This is a genomic window from Kitasatospora sp. NPDC088548 (assembly GCF_044753005.1).
In the GTDB taxonomy this organism is placed as follows: domain Bacteria; phylum Actinomycetota; class Actinomycetes; order Streptomycetales; family Streptomycetaceae; genus Kitasatospora.
On the sequence record NZ_JBIVMI010000014.1, the window covers coordinates 19690 to 39695 of the forward strand.

Sequence of the window (20006 nt, forward strand, 5' to 3'; positions counted from 1 at the left end):
CCACTCCGACGAGCTGCGGCAGGACGGCTCCACCGTCCGGATGATCTTCCCGGTGCTGGAACTGGTCCGGTACGCCGGCCAGTTCATGGTGCTGGAGCCGGGCGACGTGATCGTCACCGGCACCCCGGCCGGCGTCACCCCGGGCCGCCCGGGAACCCCGCTCCTGGCGCCGGGGAACGTGGTCGAGACCGAGATCGACGGGCTCGGCCGCCGCCGCCAGGTGCTCGGCAAGGCCTGAGCACCCCGCCCGGTACCCGGTCCCGGGGGCGGGGCTACCGGGTGAGCACGGCCTGGAGCCGTTCGGTCCGTGACTCGGCCGGGTCCTCCAGCGCCAGCACGCCGGCCAGCACCTCCGCCGACTGCGGATCGCGCAGCGCCGTCGCCGCGGCCATCGCCACGAACTGGTCCACCAGCCAGTCCCGCAGCTCGGCCACCGGCAGCGTGCGGCCCTCGTCCAGCCAGCTCAGCGACGCGCCCTCGACCACCGAGATCCACGAGCGCACCAGCAGCGTCAGCCGGGGCCCGGCCTCCCGCACCCCGAGGTGGCGCAGCGTCCGCCGGAGCGCCGCCCGCCGCACGTCGTCGACGATCGCCGAGGTCCGCGCCGTCTCCACCACCGAACCGCCCCGCAGCAGCGCCGAGTACCCGGCGTCGTGCTCGGCCACGAAGGTGAAGTAGCTGTCCAGCACGGCCGACAGCTGCTCGGTCGGCGTCCCGGCCGGCGGCACGGTGAACCGGCTGGTCAGCTCCTCCGCCGCGCTGCGCAGCGCGGCCTCGTACAACTGCTGCTTGCCGCCCGCGAAGTAGCGGTACACCAGCGGCCGCGACGCCCCCGCCGCCTCCGCGACATCGTCCAGGCTGACCTCCTCCGGCGGTCGCGAGGCGAACAGCTCCAGGGCCACCGAGATGAGCTGCTCCCGCCGCTGCTGCACCGGCAGCCTCCGGTACCCGCTACGACGCGGGCGGCCGTCGGAAACGGGCGGCGAGGGCGCTGGGCTGGCTTCCATGGCGGCCAGCGTAATGGGCCCCGCTCCGATCCGTTCCCGGCCTGCACCCCACTTCCGGAACGAACCCCGCCGCCACCCTCGCTTGCCCCGCACAGGAAGTCGGCCCCACCGACTTCCTGTGCGGGGTTCCTCCGGAGTCAGCAGGCGGCTTCGCCGGACGGCTCAGGCCGTCCGTGTCCGCTGTGCCCTGGCGGACGCGGGCCGGGGTCTGGCGCTGCTCGTGCACGGGCAACACGCGAGCCGAGGGTGCCGGGCGGTGGTGGGGGAGGCGCCCACTATGGGGGGGAAATGCCCGAACCGTCGACGAGGAAGCCCGGCCGGATGCCAGAGACGCCCACGCGTGCGAGCCTCGTCCGCCGGGTGCCGCGGGCGGTCGGGGGGTGGATCGGGTCGGCGCCGGGGACGTACCTCTGGCTGCTGGTGCTGGCGGCCACCAGCTTCGTCGTGGCGCGGATGAACCCGGCCAGGCTGCACTGGTTCCTGGCGGCCCGGTCCACCAATCTGGACCAGTTGCGCTCGCACCCGGTGCACGCGCTGATCGCCAGCGCGATCTGGACGGAGCAGGCGAGCTTCCTCTCCTACTTCGTCCTCTTCAGCCTCTTCCACGCCAACGCCGAACGCTGGCTGGGCACCTGGCGCTGGTTCACGGTCGCCGCGACCGCGCACGTCGGGGCCACCTTCGTCAGCGAGGGGATAGTCGCCTGGGGCATCACCAGCGGCCGGCTGCACGACAGTCTCGCCCGCACCGTGGACGTCGGCGTCTCGTACGCGCTGGCCGGGGTGGCCGCGGTGCTCACCTACCGGTTCGCCGGCCGCCTGCGGTGGCTGTACGGGGGCGGGGTGGTGGTCTTCTACCTGGTGCCGCTGATCACGTCGCACACCTTCACGGATCTCGGACACTTCTGCGCGGTGCTGATCGGCCTCTGTTTCCGGCCCTTCGCGCGCGGACGGCCCACCTGGGATCCGGGCCTGCTCCGGCAGTGGTGGCGGGCCCGGCGGTCCGGAGCCTGAACCGGGCCGGTCGAGGCGGCGAGTAAGGGACTTGCAATCGGCCCGGGCCGCGAAATGATGTCCGAATGGTTGAAGAACTGATCAGCTCCGACGGCACCACCCCACGCCGTATCGCCGATGCCTACGTCCAGGCCCTTGCCGTGCTCGACCCGCTGACGGCGGTGTACCTGGGCCTCCACCCCGATGACGACCGGCTGCCCGACCTCTCCCCGGCCGGTGACGAGGCGGTCGCCGAACTGGGCCGCCACACCCTTGCCCGGCTCGCCGAGGCCGAGCAGGCCGGCGCCGCCGAGGACGAGGCCGAGCGCCGCTGCGCCCGGCTGCTGCGCGAGCGGCTCACCGCCGAACTGGCCGTCCACGACGCGGGCGAGAACTTCCGTGCGGTCCGCAACATGGGCTCGCCGGTGCACAACGTGCGCGAGGTCTTCACCCTGATGGCCACCGACACGGAGCAGCAGTGGGAGGTGCTCGGCCGCCGGCTGGCCCGGGTGCCCGTCGCGCTGGCGCAGTACCGCGAGACCCTCACCGAGGGCATCGAGCGCGGCCTGCTCTCCGGCCCCCGCCAGGTCACCACCGTGGTGGGGCAGATCGGCGAGTGGCTGGAGGGGGAGCAGCCCGGCGGCTGGTTCGGCGAGCTCGTCCAGGACGCCCCGGAGGGCCTGCGCGCGGGCCTGTCCGAGCACGCGGTGGCCGCGGCCGGGGCGCTGGCCGAACTGCGCGACTGGCTGCGCGACGTCTACGGCCCGGCCGCCGCCGACGCCCCCGACACCACCGGCCGTGAGCGCTACGGCCGCTTCGTCCGCTACTGGACCGGCGCCGACCTGGACCTGGACGAGGCGTACGGCTGGGCCTGGCAGGAGTTCCACGACCTGCTGGCGCAGATGCGGGTGGAGGCCGAGAAGGTGCGGCCCGGCGCCACCCCGATGGAGGCGATGAAGTGGCTGGAGAGCGACGGCCCGGCCATCCAGGGCGCCGAGCCCGCCCGTGAGTACCTCCAGGGCCTGATGGACCAGGCGATCGCCGACCTCCAGGGCACCCACTTCGACCTGGCCGAGCCGATCACCCGGGTCGAGTCGATGATCGCCCCGTCCGGCAGCGCCGCCGCGCCGTACTACACCGCGCCCTCGCTGGACTTCACCCGCCCCGGGCGGACCTGGCTGCCGACCATCGGCCGGGAGGCGTTCCCGGTCTGGGACCTGGTCTCGACCTGGTACCACGAGGGCGTTCCCGGCCACCACCTCCAGCTGGCGCAGTGGAACTACGTCGCCGACCGGCTCTCCACCTACCAGGTCAGCATCGGCGGGGTGAGCGCCAACCTGGAGGGCTGGGCGCTCTACGCCGAGCGCCTGATGGACGAGCTGGGCTACCTCACCGACCCCGGCCACCGGCTCGGCTACCTCAACGCCCAGATGATGCGGGCGCTGCGGGTGATCGTGGACATCGGCATGCACGTCGGCCTGGACTTCCCCGCGGACTCCCCGTACCGGCCGGGCGAGCCCGTCCTGCCGGACGCCGCCCGGGAGTTCTTCGGCCTGTACTGCGGGCTGTCCACGGACTTCCTGGACAGTGAGCTGGTCCGCTACCTGGGCATGCCGGGCCAGGCGATCGGCTACAAGCTGGGCGAGCGCGCCTGGCTGCGCGGCCGGGCGGCGGCGCAGGCGGCGCACGAGGCGCGGGGCGAGGTGTTCGACCTCAAGGCCTGGCACATGGCCGCGCTGTCGCAGGGCTCGCTGGGCCTGGACGACCTGGTCGCGGAGCTGACCGCGCTGTAGGCACCGGTTCCGGCCGGAAGCGCCCGGGCCCCGGCGGTCACACCTGATGACCGCGGGGGCCCGTGGGCCGGAGGGCGGCCTCGTCCTCCGGCCCGGGGCTCTGGTCCCTCCGAGGTCCCTCCGACCCCGGTGACCTGGTTCTTTTGTCCCATTCCTATGGATTTGGCGGGATTTTTCCTTGCCATTCCCTGCCATGGGCGTTTGGCTGGAAGACGACTGCGCGACCTCTCCGTACCCGTCCGGAAGGCTCTCCAGTGTCTTCGCACCCTGCCACCGGTCGTGAGGCGGCGGACAGCCGCCGATGGTGGGCCCTGACGGTCATCGCCATCGCCCAGCTCATGATCGTTCTCGACGCCACCATCGTGAACATCGCTCTGCCGTCGGCCCAGCGGGACCTCGGCATCTCCGATGCCAACCGGCAGTGGGTGATCACCGCCTACACGCTCGCCTTCGGGGGCCTGCTGCTCCTCGGCGGCCGGCTCGGCGACCTCTTCGGCCGCAGACGCGTCTTCACCGTCGGCCTGCTCGGCTTCGCCCTCGCCTCCGCGCTCGGCGGCTCGGCGTCCGGACCGGCGATGCTGTTCGGGGCCCGCGCCCTTCAGGGCGCCTTCGGCGCGCTGCTGGCCCCGTCGGCGCTGGGACTACTCTCCACCACCTTCACCGACCCCAGGGAGCGCGGGACGGCCTTCGGCGTCTTCGGCGCGATCGCCGGCGGCGGTGCCGCGATCGGCCTGATCCTGGGCGGCCTGCTGACCGAGTACCTGGACTGGCGCTGGTGCCTGTTCGTCAACACCCCGATCGCCGCCGCCGCGGCCTTCGCCGCCTCCTACGTCCTCACCGCCGACCACATCGGCAAGGGGCACCGGGTCAGACTGGACCTGCCCGGCGCGGTGCTGGGCTGCGGCGGCCTGCTGGCCGTCGTGTTCGGCATGTCCGAGGCCGTGACCAGGGGCTGGGGCAACGGGCTGGTGCTGAGCGCGCTGGCACTGGGCGCCGTCCTGCTGGTGGTCTTCGTCCTGGTCGAGAAGCGCACCAGGCACGCGCTGCTCCCGCTGCACATCGTCGCCGACCGCAACCGCGGCGGCGCCGCCCTCTCGATCGGTCTGACCATGATCGGGATGTACGGCCTGTTCCTCTTCCTCACCTACTACCTACAGGTGATCAAGCACTTCTCGCCGGTGCTGTCGGGCCTCTCCTTCCTGCCGATGACGGTCTCCATCGTCGCCACGTCGACCGGTTTCTCGGCCCGGATGACGACCAGGGTGCCGACCCGGAACCTGGTCGCCTCCGGCCTGGTGATCGCGGCGGGCGGGATGGCCTGGCTGACCCGGATGACGGTGGACAGCCCGTGGGCCGGCACGGTGCTGCCCGCCGAGCTGCTGCTCGGCTTCGGTATGGGCATGGTGTTCATGCCGTCGACGAGCCTGGCCACCCTCGGCGTCGCCCGGAACGAGGCCGGCGCGGCGTCGGCCACCATCAACTCGGCCCAGCAGGTGGGCGGCTCCTTCGGTACGGCGCTGCTGAACACCATCGCGGCCAGCGCCACCGCGAGCTACCTCGCCACCCGGATCGCCGCCGACCCGCGGGTCCGGGCGCAGGGCGCGGTGCACGGCTATGTGACCGCCACCTGGGTGGCGACGGGCGTCCTGCTGCTCGCGGCGCTGGCCGCGTTCCTGCTGATCAACCACCGCCCGGCGCCCGGCGAGGCCACCAGGGCGGTCGGTGTCGGTGTCAGTGCGGTCGGTGCCGGTGCCAGTGCCGGTGCCAGTGCCGCGACGCGTGCCGAGGCGGGCGCGCGGGCGCGGGTCACGGCGCGGGAGACGGACGCGAGCGCCAAGGCGGGAGCGGTGACGCCCACCGGGAGACAGCGGGCCTCCTGAAAGTTGCCGCAAGGTCTTGCAGCCGACCTCCGGGGCCTGCTTGACTCCTGGGCACCGTCCAGGACCCTCCTGGGCACCGTCCAGGACCAAGGAGGCGCCGCCGTGCCGGACCCCGAGCCGTTCGAGTTCGACCTGCTCGTCGTCGGCGGCGCCGGCGTCGACACCATCGTCCGGGTCGACCGGCTCGAAGTCCCGCCCGGCGAATCGCAGCAGGTCGGGCCCGTCCGCGACTACGTCGCCCACACCGGCAACGGCGTCGCCCTCGGCGCCCACCACCTCGGCCTGCGCACCGCCTTCATCGACTACCTGGGCGACGACCCGCAGGGCCGGCTGGTGCTCGCCGAGTACGCCCGCCAGGGCCTGACCTTCGCCCACCTCGTCTCGCCGCACGGCACCCCCCGCGCGGTCAACCTGGTGGACGCCGCCGGTCGGCGCTTCTCCTTCTTCGACGCCCGCCACCCCGCCGACCTGCGGCTGCCGCGCTCGTTCTACCTGCCGTACGTCGAGCGCAGCCGGCATGTGCACCTCTCCATCACCGGCACCAACCGCGCCATGTACGGGGATCTCCACCGGCTCGGCCGCACCACCTCCACCGACCTGCACGACTGGGACGGTCGCGAGCCGCACCACCGGGACTACGCGGTCAACTCCGACCTGGTCTTCCTCTCCGTGGCCGGCTGCCGGGGCCGGCACGAGGAGGTGATGCGCGGAATCCTCGCCGAGGGCCGGGCCACCGCCGTGATCGCCACCGCCGGCGCCGAGGGCTGCCACCTGCTCACCCGCGACGCCCCGCCGCGCCACCTCCCGGCCGTCGACCCGGGCCGCCCGGTGGTCGACACCAACGGTGCGGGCGACGCCTTCGTCACCGGGTTCCTGCACGCCTGGTTCCAGGGCCGCCCGCCGCTGGACTGCGCCCGGGCGGGCTCGGTGGCCGGGGCCTTCGCCTGCACCACCGCCGGGACGCACACCGCGTTCATCACCCCCGCCGAACTGGCCGCGGCGCCGGCCGGTCCGGTGGGCCAGGGCGGCGGTGCCGGGGGCGCCGGCGGCGCCGGACGTCCGGCGGAGTGACCTATTTCTCATCCGGCTCCCAGCCGCGCATAACACCCTTCCCAGCTCCACCCGCCATAGTCGGACCGTACTCGCGCCGACCCCCGAGGCAGGAGCAGAGCAGGTATGGGCCAGCACCGCCGCCGTAACCCCCGCCGACGCCTTCTGGCCCCCGTCCTGTTCACCGCTCTCGCCGCCCTCACCGCGGCGACGGTGGTGGCGGGCACCCACGGTGTGACCTCCGAGGCGACGGCCGTCGGCAGCCCGCCCCCGGCGGTCGACGGGGCCCCGGCCGTCCCGCCGCCCGCCGCCCCGTCGACCGCCGGGGACCCGCCGTCCCCCACGACGGAGCCCACCCCCACGGCGGAGCCCACCCCCTCGGACGAGGCCTCGGGCGAGGACCCGTCGCTCCTCGCCCGCGCGTCCGCGCCGACCGCCGCGCCGACCACGGTCAGGGCCGGCACCACCGCCGAGGCCCAGGCCACCCCCGAAGCGGCCACCGTGGGCGCCCTGTTCAGCGGCGGGGTCGGGCCCGGCAACCACTTCTGCACCGCCAGCGTGCTGCACAGCCCGACCGGCAACCTGCTGCTCACCGCCGCCCACTGCCTCGGCGGTGCCGACGGCGTCACCTTCGCCCCGGGCTACCACAACGGCACCGCCCCGTACGGCACCTGGCGGGTCACCGCCGTCCACACCGCCGCCGGCTGGTCCCAGAACGGCGACCAGGACGAGGACTTCGCGATCCTGGAGACCGCCCCCAGCAACGGCCGGCGGATCGAGGACGTGGTCGGCGCCAACCAGCTCGGCACCGACGAGCCCTTCGGCTCCGCCGTCCGCCTCTACGGCTACCCCGCCGACTCCGAGGCCCCGATCCTCTGCGCCAACACCACCGGCCGCGAGTCCGCCTACCAGCGCGTCGTCGACTGCCCCGACTACCCGGGCGGCACCAGTGGCGGCCCCTGGATCAGCACCGCCACCGGCCACGTCATCGGCACCATCGGCGGCTACCAGCAGGGCGGGGACACCTCCGACACCTCCTACAGCGCCTACTTCGACCACACCATCGCCGACCTCTACACCGAGGCCGAGGCGGCGGCCTCCTGAGCCGGCCGCCCGGCCCGCCGTCACAGCCCGCCATCCCCGGCGGCCGGCCCGGCGGGCGGGGCACGGGGCCGGTACGGCCCGGAACATGACGAAGGCCCAGATCCGTGGATGAACTCCACTGACCTGGGCCTCTGTTGCACTTCTCGCGAAGTGCCCCCGGCAGGATTCGAACCTGCGCACCCGCCTCCGGAGGGCGGTGCTCTATCCCCTGAGCTACGGGGGCCTGCTTGGTGTCTTCGCGTTCGCTCCGACGTGGAGAACATTACCAGGCCCGGGGCGTGCTCCGTGCACGGGTTTCGCCGACGGGTGATCGGCCGGTCGATCGGGGAGCGGGGAGCGGAAGCGGAAGTGGCGAAAGGCCGGACGGGGCGCGGGGCGCGCCGATACCCTCGGTGAGGTGTCTGGAGAGTCCGGGCGGGTCCTCGTGGTGGACGACAGCGAGGCGATCCGCCAGCTGATCAGGGTCAATCTTGAACTCGAGGGCTTCGAGGTGGTGACCGCCGCCGACGGGGCCGAGTGCCTGGAGGTGGTCCGCCGGGTGAAGCCGGACGTCGTGACGCTCGACGTGGTGATGCCACGGCTGGACGGTCTGCGCACGGCGGCCCGGCTGCGGGCGGCGCCGGGGACGCGCCGGCTGCCCATCGCGATCGTCAGCGCCTGCACGCCGGCCGATCTCGATCTGGGGGAGTCGGTCGGGGTGGACGGCTACCTGGGCAAGCCCTTCGACCCGGCCGATCTGGTGGCGCTGGTGCGGCGGTTGATGGTGCTGGGCGGGACACCGGGCGGATTTCGCCCTGAGCGAACAGATCGGACGGATCGTGGCTGACACCCCCGCCGCCACGGCGGCCGGGTGTCTCAACCGGTAAACCGGGTGGCGGGCGGGCACCCCGTCTCGCCTACGCTTGGCGTCGTGACCCCCGCAGAACTTTCCCAGGCAGTCCAGGCCGCAGTGAGCGCCGCCGTCGAGGCGGGCGAGCTGGCCGTCGCCGTGCCCGAGCACGTGACGGTCGAGCGACCCAAGAACAGGGACCACGGCGACTACGCGACGAACGTGGCCCTCCAGCTCGCGAAGCCGGCCGGCAAGCCGCCGCGAGCCGTGGCCGAGCTGGTCGCCGCCCGTCTGCGAGAGCTGCCCGGGGTCGCCGGGGTCGACATCGCCGGGCCGGGCTTCCTGAACATCACCTTCGACGCCGCCACCCAGGGCGAGCTGGCCCGCACCATCGTCGAGGCGGGCGCGGAGTACGGCCGCAACGAGGCGCTCAGGGGTCTGCGGATCAACCTGGAGTTCGTCTCCGCCAACCCGACCGGCCCGATCCACATCGGCGGCGTCCGCTGGGCCGCCGTCGGCGACTCGCTGGCCCGCGTGCTGAAGGCCTCCGGCGCCGACGTCACCACCGAGTACTACCTCAACGACGCCGGTGTGCAGATCTCCAAGTTCGCCGCCTCGCTCCAGGCCGCCGCCAACGGGCGCGAGGTGCCCGCGGACGGCTACGTCGGCGAGTACATCGGCGACATCGCCAAGGCGATCACCGACGGCGTCCCGGGCGTGCTCGACCTGCCCGGGGACGAGCAGCTCCAGGTCTTCCGCACCGAGGGCCTCAAGCTCATGGTGGCCGAGATCCAGCGCTCGATGGACGAGTTCGGCACCCACTTCGACACCTGGTTCTCGGAGAAGTCGCTGCACGACTCCGGCGCCATCGAGCAGGCCATCGAGCGGCTGCGCGAGCAGGGCCACGTCTTCGAGCGGGACGGCGCGATCTGGCTGCGCACCACCGACTTCGGTGACGACAAGGACCGCGTCCTGATCAAGGCCGACGGCGAGACCACCTACTTCGCCGCCGACGCCGCGTACTACCTCTCCAAGCGGGACCGCGGCTCCGAGGTCTCGGTGTACATGCTGGGCGCGGACCACCACGGCTACGTCAACCGGCTCAAGGCCATCTCGGCCTGCGCGGGCGACGACATGGACCGCAACATCGAGGTCAGGATCGGCCAGTTCGTGAAGATGCTTCGCGACGGCGAAGAGGTCCGCATGTCCAAGCGGGCCGGCAACATCATCACCATCGACGACGTCGTCGACTGGATCGGCGTGGACGCGGCCCGTTACACCCTGGCGCGCTCGTCCACCGACTCCACCATCACGCTCGACATCAACGTGCTGACCAGCCAGACCAACGAGAACCCGGTCTACTACGTCCAGTACGCGCACACCCGGATGTGCGGAGTGGCGCGCAAGGCCGCTCAGCTCGGCGTGGACAAGGGCGCGGCGGAGGACTTCAAACCCGAGCTGCTCTCCACCTCGTGGGAGAACGACATCCTCGGCGCCCTCGGCGAGTTCCCGCGCGTCCTGGCCACGGCCGGCGAGCTGCGCGAGCCGCACCGGGTCGCGCGGTTCCTGGAGGACCTCGCGGGCAAGTACCACCGCCTGTACGAGAACTGCATGTTCCTGCCGAAGGGCGACGAGGAGCTCACGGACACGCACCGGGCCCGCCTCTGGCTGGTCGAGGCCACGCGAACGGTCACGGCCAACGGCCTCACGCTCCTGGGCGTTTCGGCGCCCGAGCGGATGTAGCACCACCCCCAAGCGCGCAGCGGGGGCGGCGGACGGTCGACGGAGACCGTCGCCGCCCCTCGCCATAGGTCAAGGACGAGAAGACAGATGAGCCGCTCCGCACACCCCGCAGGTCCCCGCCACGGCGACGTGCTGCCCGAGGGCCACTACCAGGCGCCGCCGAGCGACCTGAACGCGCTCGACCCGAAGGTCTGGTCGAGGACCGTCACCCGGGACGCCGAGGGCGTGGCCACCGTCGGCGGCATCGACGTCAAGCGGCTGGCCGCCGAGTTCGGCACCCCGGCGTACGTGCTGGACGAGGAGGACTTCCGGGCCCGGGCGCGCGCCTGGCGGGAGGCCTTCGGCACCGAGGCGGACGTGTACTACGCCGGCAAGGCGTTCCTCTCCAAGGCCGTCGTGCGCTGGCTGCACGAGGAGGGCCTGAACCTGGACGTCTGCAGCCCGGGCGAGCTGGCGGTGGCGCTGGCCGCCGGGATGCCGGCGGAGCGGATCGCGCTGCACGGCAACAACAAGTCGGTGGCCGAGCTCGAACACGCGGTGAAGACCGGTGTCGGCCACATCGTGGTGGACTCCTACGAGGAGATCGAGCGGCTGGCGGCGATCGCGGCCCGGCACGGCGTCCGGCAGCAGGTGCTGATCCGGATCACGGTCGGTGTCGAGGCGCACACCCACGAGTTCATCGCCACCGCGCACGAGGACCAGAAGTTCGGGCTCTCGCTGACGGGGGGCGCCGCGGCCGAGGCGGTCCGCCGGGTCCTGGCCCACCGGAGCCTCGAACTGCGCGGCATCCACTCGCACATCGGCTCGCAGATCTTCGACACGGCCGGCTTCGAGGTCGCCGCCCGCCGGGTGGTCGGCCTGCTCGCCGAGATCCGCGACGAGCACGGCGTCGAGCTGCCCGAGATCGACCTCGGCGGCGGCCTCGGCATCGCGTACACCAGCGAGGACGACCCGCGCGAACCGGCCGAGATCGCGGCCGCGCTGGCCGAGATCGTCCGCCGCGAGTGCGCCGCCGCCCGGCTGAGCGCCCCCCGGCTGAGCGTGGAGCCGGGCCGGGCGATCGTCGGCCCGACGGCGTTCACGCTGTACGAGGTCGGCACCGTCAAGGCGCTGGAGGGCCTGCGCACCTACGTCAGCGTGGACGGCGGCATGTCCGACAACATCCGTACCGCGCTCTACGACGCCGAGTACTCGGTCGCCCTGGTGTCGCGTTCCAGCGACGCCGAGCCGATGCTGGTCCGCGTGGTGGGCAAGCACTGCGAGTCCGGCGACATCGTCGTCCGGGACGCCTTCCTGCCGGCCGACCTGACCGCGGGCGACCTGATCGCGGTGCCCGCCACCGGCGCGTACTGCCGCTCGATGGCGAGCAACTACAACCACGCCCTGAAGCCTCCCGTGGTGGCCGTCAAGGACGGTTCGGCCCGGGTGATCGTCCGGCGCGAGACGGAGGAGGATCTCCTGCGTCTCGATATCGGATGACGAAATCCTTGTCTCAGATCATGGAACGACCGTAGATCCGTGCGGAAAGTCCCGGAGACTGGAACAGACCGAAGGTCCGGCGGACCCCCGAAACCCCGCCGGAACTACCGAAGCACGATGAATGCAGAGCGGAGTCGGATGATGCGTACGCGGCCGCTGAAGGTGGCGTTGCTGGGCTGTGGTGTGGTGGGCTCCGAGGTGGCGCGCATCATGACGACGGACGCCGCCGACCTCGCCGCGCGCATCGGCGCGCCGGTCGAGCTCGTCGGCATCGCGGTCCGCCGGGCGGGCCGGGCCCGCCCGGGCGTGCCCGAGGACCTGATCACCACCGATGCCGAGGCCCTGGTCAACCGGGGCGACATCGATGTGGTGATCGAGGTGGTGGGCGGTATCGAGCCGTCCAAACACCTCATCCTGTCGGCGTTCGAGCAGGGCGCCTCGGTGGTCAGCGCGAACAAGGCGCTGCTCGCCAAGGACGGCACCGAACTGCACGCCGCGGCCGCCGAGGCCGGGGTGGACCTGTACTACGAGGCCGCGGTGGCCGGCGCGATCCCGCTGCTGCGCCCGCTGCGCGAGTCGCTCGCGGGCGACCGGGTCAACCGGGTGCTCGGGATCGTCAACGGCACCACCAACTTCATCCTCGACAAGATGGACAGCACCGGCGCCGGCTACTCGGAGGCGCTGGAGGAGGCCACCGCGCTCGGCTACGCCGAGGCGGACCCGACGGCCGACGTCGAGGGCTTCGACGCCGCCGCCAAGGCCGCGATCCTGGCCGGCATCGCCTTCCACACCAAGGTCACCGCGGCGGACGTCTACCGCGAGGGCCTGACCGAGGTGACCGCCGCCGACATCGCCTCCGCCAAGCGGATGGGCTGCGTGGTCAAGCTGCTGGCGATCTGCGAGCGGGCGGCGGACGGCGAGTCGGTCACCGCCCGGGTCCACCCGGCGATGATCCCGCTCTCGCACCCGCTCGCCTCCGTCCGCGAGGCGTACAACGCGGTGTTCGTCGAGGCCGAGGCGGCCGGCCGGCTGATGTTCTACGGCCCGGGCGCGGGCGGCGCGCCGACCGCCTCCGCGGTCCTCGGCGACCTGGTCGCGGTCTGCCGCAACAAGCTCGCCGGCGCCACCGGCCCCGGCGACTCGGTGTACACCCGGCTGCCGGCCAAGCCGATGGACGAGGTGGTCACCCGGTACCACGTCAGCCTGGACGTGGACGACCGCGCGGGCGTGCTCGCCCAGGTGGCGTCCACCTTCGCCGAGCACGGCGTCTCCATCGACACCGTGCGCCAGCAGGGCCGCGACGGCGACGCCTCGCTCGTCGTGGTCACCCACCGTGCCACCGACGCCGCGCTGTCGGCGACGGTCGACAAGCTCCGCGCGCTGGACAGCGTGCGGGACGTGGCCAGCATCATGCGGGTTGAAGGGGAGTAGGAAGCACCATGAACGCAGCGATCGCCCGAGGCGCGCACACCCACCAGTGGCGCGGCCTGATCGAGGAGTACCGCGACCGTCTGCCGGTCAGCGCCACGACTCCCGTGGTCACCCTGCTGGAGGGCGGCACGCCGCTGGTCCCCGCCCAGGTGCTCTCCGAGCGCACCGGCTGCGACGTCTACCTCAAGGTGGAGGGCGCCAACCCGACCGGCTCCTTCAAGGACCGGGGCATGACGATGGCCATCTCCAAGGCCAAGGAGGACGGCGCCCAGGCGGTCATCTGCGCCTCCACCGGCAACACCTCGGCCTCCGCCGCCGCCTACGCGGTGCGCGCCGGGATGGTGTCGGCGGTGCTGGTGCCGCAGGGCAAGATCGCGCTCGGCAAGATGGGCCAGGCGCTGGTGCACGGCGCCAGGATCCTTCAGGTGGACGGCAACTTCGACGACTGCCTCACCCTTGCGCGTGAACTGTCCGAGAAGTACCCGGTGGCGCTGGTCAACTCGGTGAACCCGGTCCGGATCGAGGGCCAGAAGACGGCCGCGTTCGAGATCGTCGACATGCTCGGCGACGCGCCCGACATCCACGTCCTCCCGGTCGGCAACGCGGGCAACATCACCGCCTACTGGAAGGGCTACCGCGAGTACGCCGCGGACGGCCTGAGCACCCGCAAGCCGCGGATGTGGGGCTTCCAGGCGTCCGGCTCGGCCCCGATCGTGGACGGCGCCCCGGTGCTCAAGCCGCAGACCATCGCCACCGCGATCCGGATCGGCAACCCCGCCTCCTGGGACTTCGCCCTCGCCGCGCGCGACGAGTCGGGCGGCCTCATCGACAAGGTGACCGACCGTCAGATCCTCTCAGCCTACCGGCTGTTGGCCTCTCAGGAGGGCGTTTTCGTGGAGCCCGCCTCGGCCGCCTCGGTGGCCGGCCTGCTGGCCAAGGCGGAGGCCGGCCTGGTCGACCCGGGCCAGCGGATCGTCTGCACGGTGACCGGCAACGGCCTCAAGGACCCGGACTGGGCGGTGGCCGGCGCGCCGCAGCCGCAGATCGTCCCGGTCGACCCGGAGGCGGCCGCCCAGCGGCTCGGCCTGCTGGACTGACCGGCGGACCCACGGGCGCACGGTGGGCCGACCCTTTCGGGGGTCGGCCCACCGCCGTTCCCGGCTGACACTTTTGTGTCAATTTCATGGCGCTTTCCGACGCCATCGCCGCATGTATTCCGGCCAGAAGCGGCAACACACCAGATCGAAGGCCTACGGGGTGTACCACTGTGGAACCTGTCTTCGATACTCTGGGTCCGGCCGTGTGGCACATGCCCCGGGTCCGGCCCCTGTGCGGGCCGCACCAACGACTGTGACCGCCCGCCCCGGCCGGGGCCCGCGGCCCCTCCCCACCCTCGCACCGACGCGCTTCGCGCCGCCCGATTTCCCCAGGAGAGTCCACCGCATGGCCGGTCCTGCGTTCCGTGCCGCCGCCGTCCGGGTCCGGGTCCCCGCGACCAGCGCCAATCTCGGCCCCGGTTTCGACGCCTTCGGACTCGCGCTGGGTCTGTACGACGACGTGGTCGTCCGGGTCTCCGACTCCGGGCTCTCCGTCGACATCGCCGGCGAGGGCGCCGACACCCTGGCCCGCGACGAGCGCCACCTGGTGGTCCGCTCGATGCGGGCCGCCTTCGACCGGCTCGGCGGCCAGCCGCGCGGCCTCGAGGTGGTCTGCGCCAACCGGATACCGCACGGCCGCGGCCTGGGCTCGTCCTCCGCCGCGATCTGTGCCGGCATCGTGGCCGCCCGCGCCGTCACCATCGGCGGCCCGTCCGCCCTGGACGACGACGCGCTGCTGGTCCTCGCCTCCGAACTGGAGGGCCACCCGGACAATGTCGCGGCTTGCCTGCGTGGCAACTTCACGGTGGCCTGGACGGACGAGGAGTCGGCCAGGGCCGTCACCCTGGAGCCGTCCGACCGGGTCGTCCCGGTGGTGTTCGTCCCGGCCACCGAGGTGCTCACCGAGACCGCCCGCGGCCTGCTGCCCAAGACCGTTCCGCTGGCCGACGCCGCCGTCAACGCGGGCCGCGCCGCGCTGCTGGTGGAGGCCCTGACCCGGCGGCCCGAGCTGCTGCTCGCCGCCACCGAGGACCGGCTGCACCAGGACTACCGGGCCTCCGCGATGCCGGACAGCGCCGCCCTGGTGGGCGCGCTGCGCGCGGAGGGGATCCCCGCGGTGATCTCCGGCGCGGGGCCGACCGTCCTCGCGCTCACCGACGAGGCGGGCGCCGACAAGGTGCTGGCGTTCGCCGGTGACCACGGCCACGGTGGCGGCCCGGCGTTCGCCGCCCACCGGCTGGAACTCGACCGGGCCGGGGCCTCGGTGCTCCCGCTCGACGTCTGAGCACGTCGTCCGCGGGGCCCGGTCCGGCACGGCCGGAGCCGGGTCCTCCGGACACGATTGGTAAGCGCAAGGCTGGGGAATGTCTGAGGGGGTCGGTAGTGTTAACCTCATTGCTGCACCAGGTGCCCTCCGGGGCTCGGTGCGCCGCGTCCCGATCCCAGCACTCCGCTCACGCGGAGTCCCGGCGATATCCGGGGCGACGATTCTCCGGGAGCCCACCGCAGCGCGTACGCAGCCTGCCTGCGCACATGCGGCCGCATCCCGAAGCCGTGATGGCACCTGACTCCCACCCGCGGCCTCCCACCTAGAGGCGAGGACGGGCGGAGCACGGGCCGCTGTCACGCGACGGGGGCCCGGGATTCGCAGGCAACAGCGCAGGTCGGCACTCGACCGCGCCACTCAGCACCACCGTGCTTCACGCACCGCACCTCGCAGCTCTCCCCCGACGGGCCAACCGCCATTCGGGGGATCACCGCCTCGGACCGACGCAGTCGAGCGTTGGTCAGGACAGCACAACCGGTCGCCGAGCCAGACAGGCCGACGTCCGCTCCAGGGAAGGACCCTTAGTGAGCGACACCACCGATCTGATGGGCGCGCGCCCGGACGCCGAGGCGCCGGACGCAGCCGCCGCCCCCGCGGCCCCGGCCCGGCGCCGTCGCACCGCCGCCGCGGGCCTGGACGGCCTCGTCCTGGCCGAGCTGCAGAAGCTCGCCTCGACGCTCGGAATCAGCGGCACGGGACGCCTGCGCAAGAGCCAGCTGATCGAGGCCATCAAGGAGAAGAGCGGCGGGGACCCGCTGCTCGCGGCCGGCGGCAGCACCGCCGCCCCGGCCGCCAAGCGCGCCGCCAAGGCCGCTCCGGCCGAGGCCGCCGCGCAGGCCGAGCCGGCCGAGAAGCCCGCCCGTCGCAGCCGCGCCGCGCAGGCCGAGGCCCCGGCCGCCGAGGCGCAGGCCGCCCAGATCGAGATCCCGGTCCAGGCCGCCGCCGAGACCGCCGCGCCGGCCCGTGCCGAGCGCACCCGCCGCCGGGCCACCTCGGCCGCCGGCGCGCCGGTCGCCGAGACCGCCGAGGCGCCCGCCGCGGTCGCCACCGAGGCCAAGCAGGCCGAGGCCCGCCCGGACGCCACCCGCACCTTCGAGGGCCGCGAGGAGGGTCGTACCGAGACCCGCCGCGACCGCCGGGACCGCCGGGACCGCCGCGAGGGCGGCGAGCGCGACGGCCGTCAGGAGGGCGGCGAGGCCCAGGCCGGCCAGGACGCCGACTCGCGCGAGTCGCGTCGCGACCGCCGCAACCGCCGGGACCGCACCGACCGCCAGCCCGCGCAGCAGGGCCAGCAGCAGAGCGCCCAGAGCGACGGCCAGCAGAGCCGTCAGGGCGGCCAGCAGGTCCAGCCGCAGGTGCAGCAGGGCGGTTACGACGACGACGAGTTCGGCGACGGTCGCCGGGGCCGTCGTGGCCGCTACCGTGACCGCCGGGGCCGCGGCACCCGCCGCGAGGGCTTCGAGGCCGGCGTGGTCGAGCCGCAGGTCGGCGAGGACGACGTGCTGATCCCGGTCGCGGGCATCCTCGACATCCTCGACAACTACGCGTTCGTGCGCACCTCCGGCTACCTGCCGGGCCAGAACGACGTCTACGTGTCGCTCGCCCAGGTCCGCAAGAACGGCCTGCGCAAGGGTGACGCCATCACCGGTGCGGTGCGCCAGCCGCGTGACGGCGAGCGCCGCGAGAAGTTCAACGCCATGGTGCGGCTGGACTCCGTCAACGGCATGGACCCGGAGAGCGGTCGCGGCCGCCCCGAGTTCAACAAGCTGACCCCGCTGTACCCGCAGGACCGGCTGCGCCTGGAGACCGACCCGGGCGTGCTGACCACCCGGATCATCGACCTGGTGTCGCCGATCGGCAAGGGCCAGCGCGGTCTGATCGTCGCGCCGCCGAAGACCGGTAAGACGATGGTGCTGCAGGCGGTCGCCAACGCGATCACCCACAACAACCCCGAGTGCCACCTGATGGTCGTCCTGGTCGACGAGCGTCCGGAAGAGGTCACCGACATGCAGCGGTCGGTGAAGGGCGAGGTCATCTCCTCGACCTTCGACCGCCCGGCGGAGGACCACACCACCGTCGCCGAGCTGGCCATCGAGCGTGCCAAGCGCCTGGTGGAGCTGGGCCACGACGTGGTGATCCTGCTGGACTCCATCACCCGCCTCGGCCGTGCCTACAACCTGGCGGCGCCGGCCTCCGGCCGCATCCTGTCCGGTGGTGTCGACTCGACCGCGCTCTACCCGCCGAAGAAGTTCTTCGGCGCCGCGCGCAACATCGAGAACGGCGGCTCGCTGACCATCCTGGCCACCGCGCTGGTCGAGACCGGCTCGCGCATGGACGAGGTGATCTTCGAGGAGTTCAAGGGCACCGGCAACATGGAGCTCAAGCTCGACCGGAAGCTCTCGGACAAGCGCATCTTCCCGGCCGTCGACGTCGACGCCTCCAGCACCCGCAAGGAGGAGATCCTGCTGGGCAGCGAGGAGTTGGCCATCGTCTGGAAGCTCCGCCGGGTGCTGCACGCGCTGGACTCGCAGCAGGCGATCGAGCTGCTGCTGGACAAGATGAAGCAGACCAAGAGCAACGCCGAGTTCCTGATGCAGATCGCCAAGACGACCCCCGGGTCCGGCGACTGACCGCACTCGGGTCACTCGTGAACACGGAACCCCGGACCGCGCGAGCGGTCCGGGGTTCCGTGTTTGTTCCAGGGTTGGGACACATTGAGCCTTTTGGATCATGTTGTCCGATTTACTCTGGACCGTATGGCCGAGCACAAGAGGGTTCCGAGTCGCCGCCGCAAAGTCCTGCGGTCGGTCGCGTGTGCGTTCGCCGCGCTCGTCGTGCTCGGCGTCGGGGCCGCCGGCTACGCCTACGTGAAGTTCAACGGCAACCTCAAGAGCGTCGACATCGACGCCCGGCTGGGCACCGCACGGCCCCCGGCCGCGACCGACGGCTCGTTCAACCTCCTGGTGCTGGGCTCGGATTCACGGGCCGGCGCGAACGGCGGCCTGGCCGGCGGGGACACCGGCGACACGGCCCGCTCGGACACCGCGATGGTGGTCCACATCAGCCAGGACCACTCGCGCGCCGAGGTCGTCTCGATACCGCGTGACACCCTGGTCACCCGCCCCGACTGCACCGACTCCACCGGCAGGCCCGCCCCGGGCGCCAAGCGCGCGATGTTCAACAGCGCGTACGAGACCGGCGGGGCCGCCTGTGCGGTCAGGACCACCGAACAGCTCACCGGGCTGCGGATGGACCACTACGTCGAGGTCGACTTCGTCGGCTTCGCCCACGTCGTGGACGCGATAGGCGGGGCCACCGTGACGACCACGGTGGCCATCCACGACAAGGACAGCGGGCTGGACCTCCCGGCGGGGGAGCACCACCTCAACGGCGAGCAGGCGCTGGCCTTCGTCCGTACCCGGCACGGCGTCGGTGACGGCAGCGACCTCGGCCGGATCGAACTCCAGAAGCAGATGGTGCGCTCGCTGCTCCAGCAGGCCGGCGGGATCGGGCTGTTCGGCAACCCGGTCAAGCTCTGGTCGGTCGGCGACACCCTCACCCGCAGCATCACCACCGACTCGGCACTGGCCTCGGTGAACTCCCTGGTGGGGCTGGCCCAGGAACTCAAGGGCATCGGCCCCGACCAGCTCAGCATGGTCACCCTGCCGGTGGTGACCGCCCCCGGCGACCTCAACCGGGTGGTCGAGCAGCAGCCCCAGGCCGATCAGCTCTGGGCCGCCCTGAAGGCCGACCAGCCGCTCCCGCAGGCCATCGTGGCGGACCAGCCGCAGAACCCGGCCCAGGCCGCCCCCACGGCCCCCGCGAAGGCCCCCACGGCCCCTGCGAAGGCTCCGAAGGCCCCGGCGGGCGGCGGAGCGGGCGCCACCGCGAGCCGCTAGGACGCGCCCGGAATATCCCCGGACCGGACCCGGTTTGGGAAGAAGCGGCCGGTCCTGGCAGACTGGTCCGTCGGTCCCGGTTCACGTGCGGCATTCAAGTCGCCGACCCGGTGCCCTCCCGAACACTAGGAGAACCCCTTGAAGCCCAACGTTCACCCCGAGTACGTGGTCACCCGTGTGACCTGCACCTGCGGCAACGAGTTCACCACTCGCTCGACCGAGGCCAGTGGCGAGATCCGCGCCGAGGTCTGCTCGCAGTGCCACCCGTTCTACACCGGCAAGCAGAAGATCCTCGACACCGGTGGCCGCGTGGCCCGCTTCGAGGCCCGCTTCGGCAAGCAGCACAGCGCGAAGGCCTAGCGCTCCCTCGGCGCCGG

General features: G+C 72.7%; 15 protein-coding genes, 1 tRNA gene and 1 pseudogene. 15 read left to right on the top strand and 2 right to left on the bottom strand.

Going from position 1 to position 20006, the window contains the following annotated elements; translation table 11 throughout:
• Window positions 1-10: 10 nt before the first annotated feature.
• Window positions 11-238: pseudogene (locus tag ACIP82_RS19195) on the top strand (fumarylacetoacetate hydrolase family protein); the annotation flags it as partial.
• 34 nt (window positions 239-272) lie between these two features.
• Here the strand turns inward: ACIP82_RS19195 and ACIP82_RS19200 are convergent.
• Entirely contained in the window at window positions 273-1007 is a 735-nt protein-coding gene (locus ACIP82_RS19200; RefSeq protein ID WP_400654587.1) for a TetR/AcrR family transcriptional regulator, read from the bottom strand.
• Window positions 1008-1328: 321 nt separating this feature from the next.
• Here ACIP82_RS19200 and ACIP82_RS19205 point away from each other — a divergent pair, with 321 nt between their 5' ends.
• The 5 genes from ACIP82_RS19205 to ACIP82_RS19225 all read left to right on the top strand — a co-directional run bounded on the left by ACIP82_RS19205 (window position 1329) and on the right by ACIP82_RS19225 (window position 7824).
• Window positions 1329-2018, top strand: a complete 690-nt coding sequence (locus ACIP82_RS19205; RefSeq protein WP_363604774.1) for a rhomboid-like protein — start codon at window positions 1329-1331, stop codon at window positions 2016-2018.
• A gap of 65 nt (window positions 2019-2083) precedes the next feature.
• The gene (locus ACIP82_RS19210; protein WP_363604775.1) at window positions 2084-3790 is read left to right on the top strand and encodes a DUF885 domain-containing protein; all 1707 of its coding nucleotides are present in this window, start codon (window positions 2084-2086) and stop codon (window positions 3788-3790) included.
• Between the two features lie 254 nt (window positions 3791-4044).
• Window positions 4045-5670 (top strand): MFS transporter, encoded by a 1626-nt coding sequence (locus ACIP82_RS19215; protein WP_400654590.1) that lies wholly within the window; start codon window positions 4045-4047, stop codon window positions 5668-5670.
• Between the two features lie 102 nt (window positions 5671-5772).
• The gene (locus ACIP82_RS19220; RefSeq protein ID WP_363604777.1) at window positions 5773-6741 is read left to right on the top strand and encodes a carbohydrate kinase family protein; all 969 of its coding nucleotides are present in this window, start codon (window positions 5773-5775) and stop codon (window positions 6739-6741) included.
• Between the two features lie 105 nt (window positions 6742-6846).
• On the top strand, window positions 6847-7824 hold the full coding sequence (locus ACIP82_RS19225) for a trypsin-like serine peptidase (protein ID WP_400654593.1): 978 nt from the start codon (window positions 6847-6849) through the stop codon (window positions 7822-7824).
• Window positions 7825-7975: 151 nt separating this feature from the next.
• On the opposite strand, the gene ACIP82_RS19230 is transcribed toward ACIP82_RS19225, so the two are convergent.
• Window positions 7976-8047: transfer RNA gene (locus ACIP82_RS19230), tRNA-Arg, on the bottom strand.
• Between the two features lie 174 nt (window positions 8048-8221).
• Between ACIP82_RS19230 and ACIP82_RS19235 the strand changes: the two genes are divergently transcribed.
• From ACIP82_RS19235 to rpmE, 9 genes are all read left to right on the top strand, one after another.
• Entirely contained in the window at window positions 8222-8650 is a 429-nt protein-coding gene (locus tag ACIP82_RS19235) for a response regulator (RefSeq protein WP_363604780.1), read from the top strand.
• An 84-nt stretch (window positions 8651-8734) separates the two neighbouring features.
• Window positions 8735-10396, top strand: a complete 1662-nt coding sequence (gene argS, locus ACIP82_RS19240; protein WP_400654596.1) for an arginine--tRNA ligase — start codon at window positions 8735-8737, stop codon at window positions 10394-10396.
• Window positions 10397-10483: 87 nt separating this feature from the next.
• Window positions 10484-11875 (top strand): diaminopimelate decarboxylase, encoded by a 1392-nt coding sequence (gene lysA, locus ACIP82_RS19245; RefSeq protein WP_400654599.1) that lies wholly within the window; start codon window positions 10484-10486, stop codon window positions 11873-11875.
• Between the two features lie 138 nt (window positions 11876-12013).
• The gene (locus ACIP82_RS19250) at window positions 12014-13306 is read left to right on the top strand and encodes a homoserine dehydrogenase (protein WP_363604783.1); all 1293 of its coding nucleotides are present in this window, start codon (window positions 12014-12016) and stop codon (window positions 13304-13306) included.
• Window positions 13307-13314: 8 nt separating this feature from the next.
• Window positions 13315-14403, top strand: coding sequence for a threonine synthase (gene thrC, locus ACIP82_RS19255; protein WP_363604784.1), 1089 nt, complete (start codon window positions 13315-13317; stop codon window positions 14401-14403).
• Window positions 14404-14749: 346 nt separating this feature from the next.
• A complete protein-coding gene (gene thrB / locus ACIP82_RS19260; protein WP_363604785.1) occupies window positions 14750-15688 on the top strand; it encodes a homoserine kinase in 939 nt (312 codons plus the stop codon).
• 566 nt (window positions 15689-16254) lie between these two features.
• Window positions 16255-18360, top strand: a complete 2106-nt coding sequence (gene rho, locus ACIP82_RS19265) for a transcription termination factor Rho (protein ID WP_363604787.1) — start codon at window positions 16255-16257, stop codon at window positions 18358-18360.
• A 126-nt stretch (window positions 18361-18486) separates the two neighbouring features.
• Window positions 18487-19629, top strand: a complete 1143-nt coding sequence (locus ACIP82_RS19270) for an LCP family protein (RefSeq protein WP_363604788.1) — start codon at window positions 18487-18489, stop codon at window positions 19627-19629.
• A 138-nt stretch (window positions 19630-19767) separates the two neighbouring features.
• Window positions 19768-19989 (top strand): 50S ribosomal protein L31, encoded by a 222-nt coding sequence (rpmE, locus tag ACIP82_RS19275; protein WP_363604790.1) that lies wholly within the window; start codon window positions 19768-19770, stop codon window positions 19987-19989.
• Window positions 19990-20006 lie beyond the last annotated feature (17 nt).

Coding starts and splice junctions, on each gene's coding strand:
- ACIP82_RS19270 (WP_363604788.1), top strand. CDS start 18,487: ATGGCCGAGCACAAGAGGGTTCCGAGTCGCCGCCGCAAAGTCCTGCGG.
- ACIP82_RS19210 (WP_363604775.1), top strand. CDS start 2,084: ATGGTTGAAGAACTGATCAGCTCCGACGGCACCACCCCACGCCGTATC.
- ACIP82_RS19250 (WP_363604783.1), top strand. CDS start 12,014: ATGATGCGTACGCGGCCGCTGAAGGTGGCGTTGCTGGGCTGTGGTGTG.
- thrC (WP_363604784.1), top strand. CDS start 13,315: ATGAACGCAGCGATCGCCCGAGGCGCGCACACCCACCAGTGGCGCGGC.
- lysA (WP_400654599.1), top strand. CDS start 10,484: ATGAGCCGCTCCGCACACCCCGCAGGTCCCCGCCACGGCGACGTGCTG.
- ACIP82_RS19225 (WP_400654593.1), top strand. CDS start 6,847: ATGGGCCAGCACCGCCGCCGTAACCCCCGCCGACGCCTTCTGGCCCCC.
- ACIP82_RS19205 (WP_363604774.1), top strand. CDS start 1,329: ATGCCAGAGACGCCCACGCGTGCGAGCCTCGTCCGCCGGGTGCCGCGG.
- ACIP82_RS19200 (WP_400654587.1), bottom strand. CDS start 1,007: ATGGAAGCCAGCCCAGCGCCCTCGCCGCCCGTTTCCGACGGCCGCCCG.
- thrB (WP_363604785.1), top strand. CDS start 14,750: ATGGCCGGTCCTGCGTTCCGTGCCGCCGCCGTCCGGGTCCGGGTCCCC.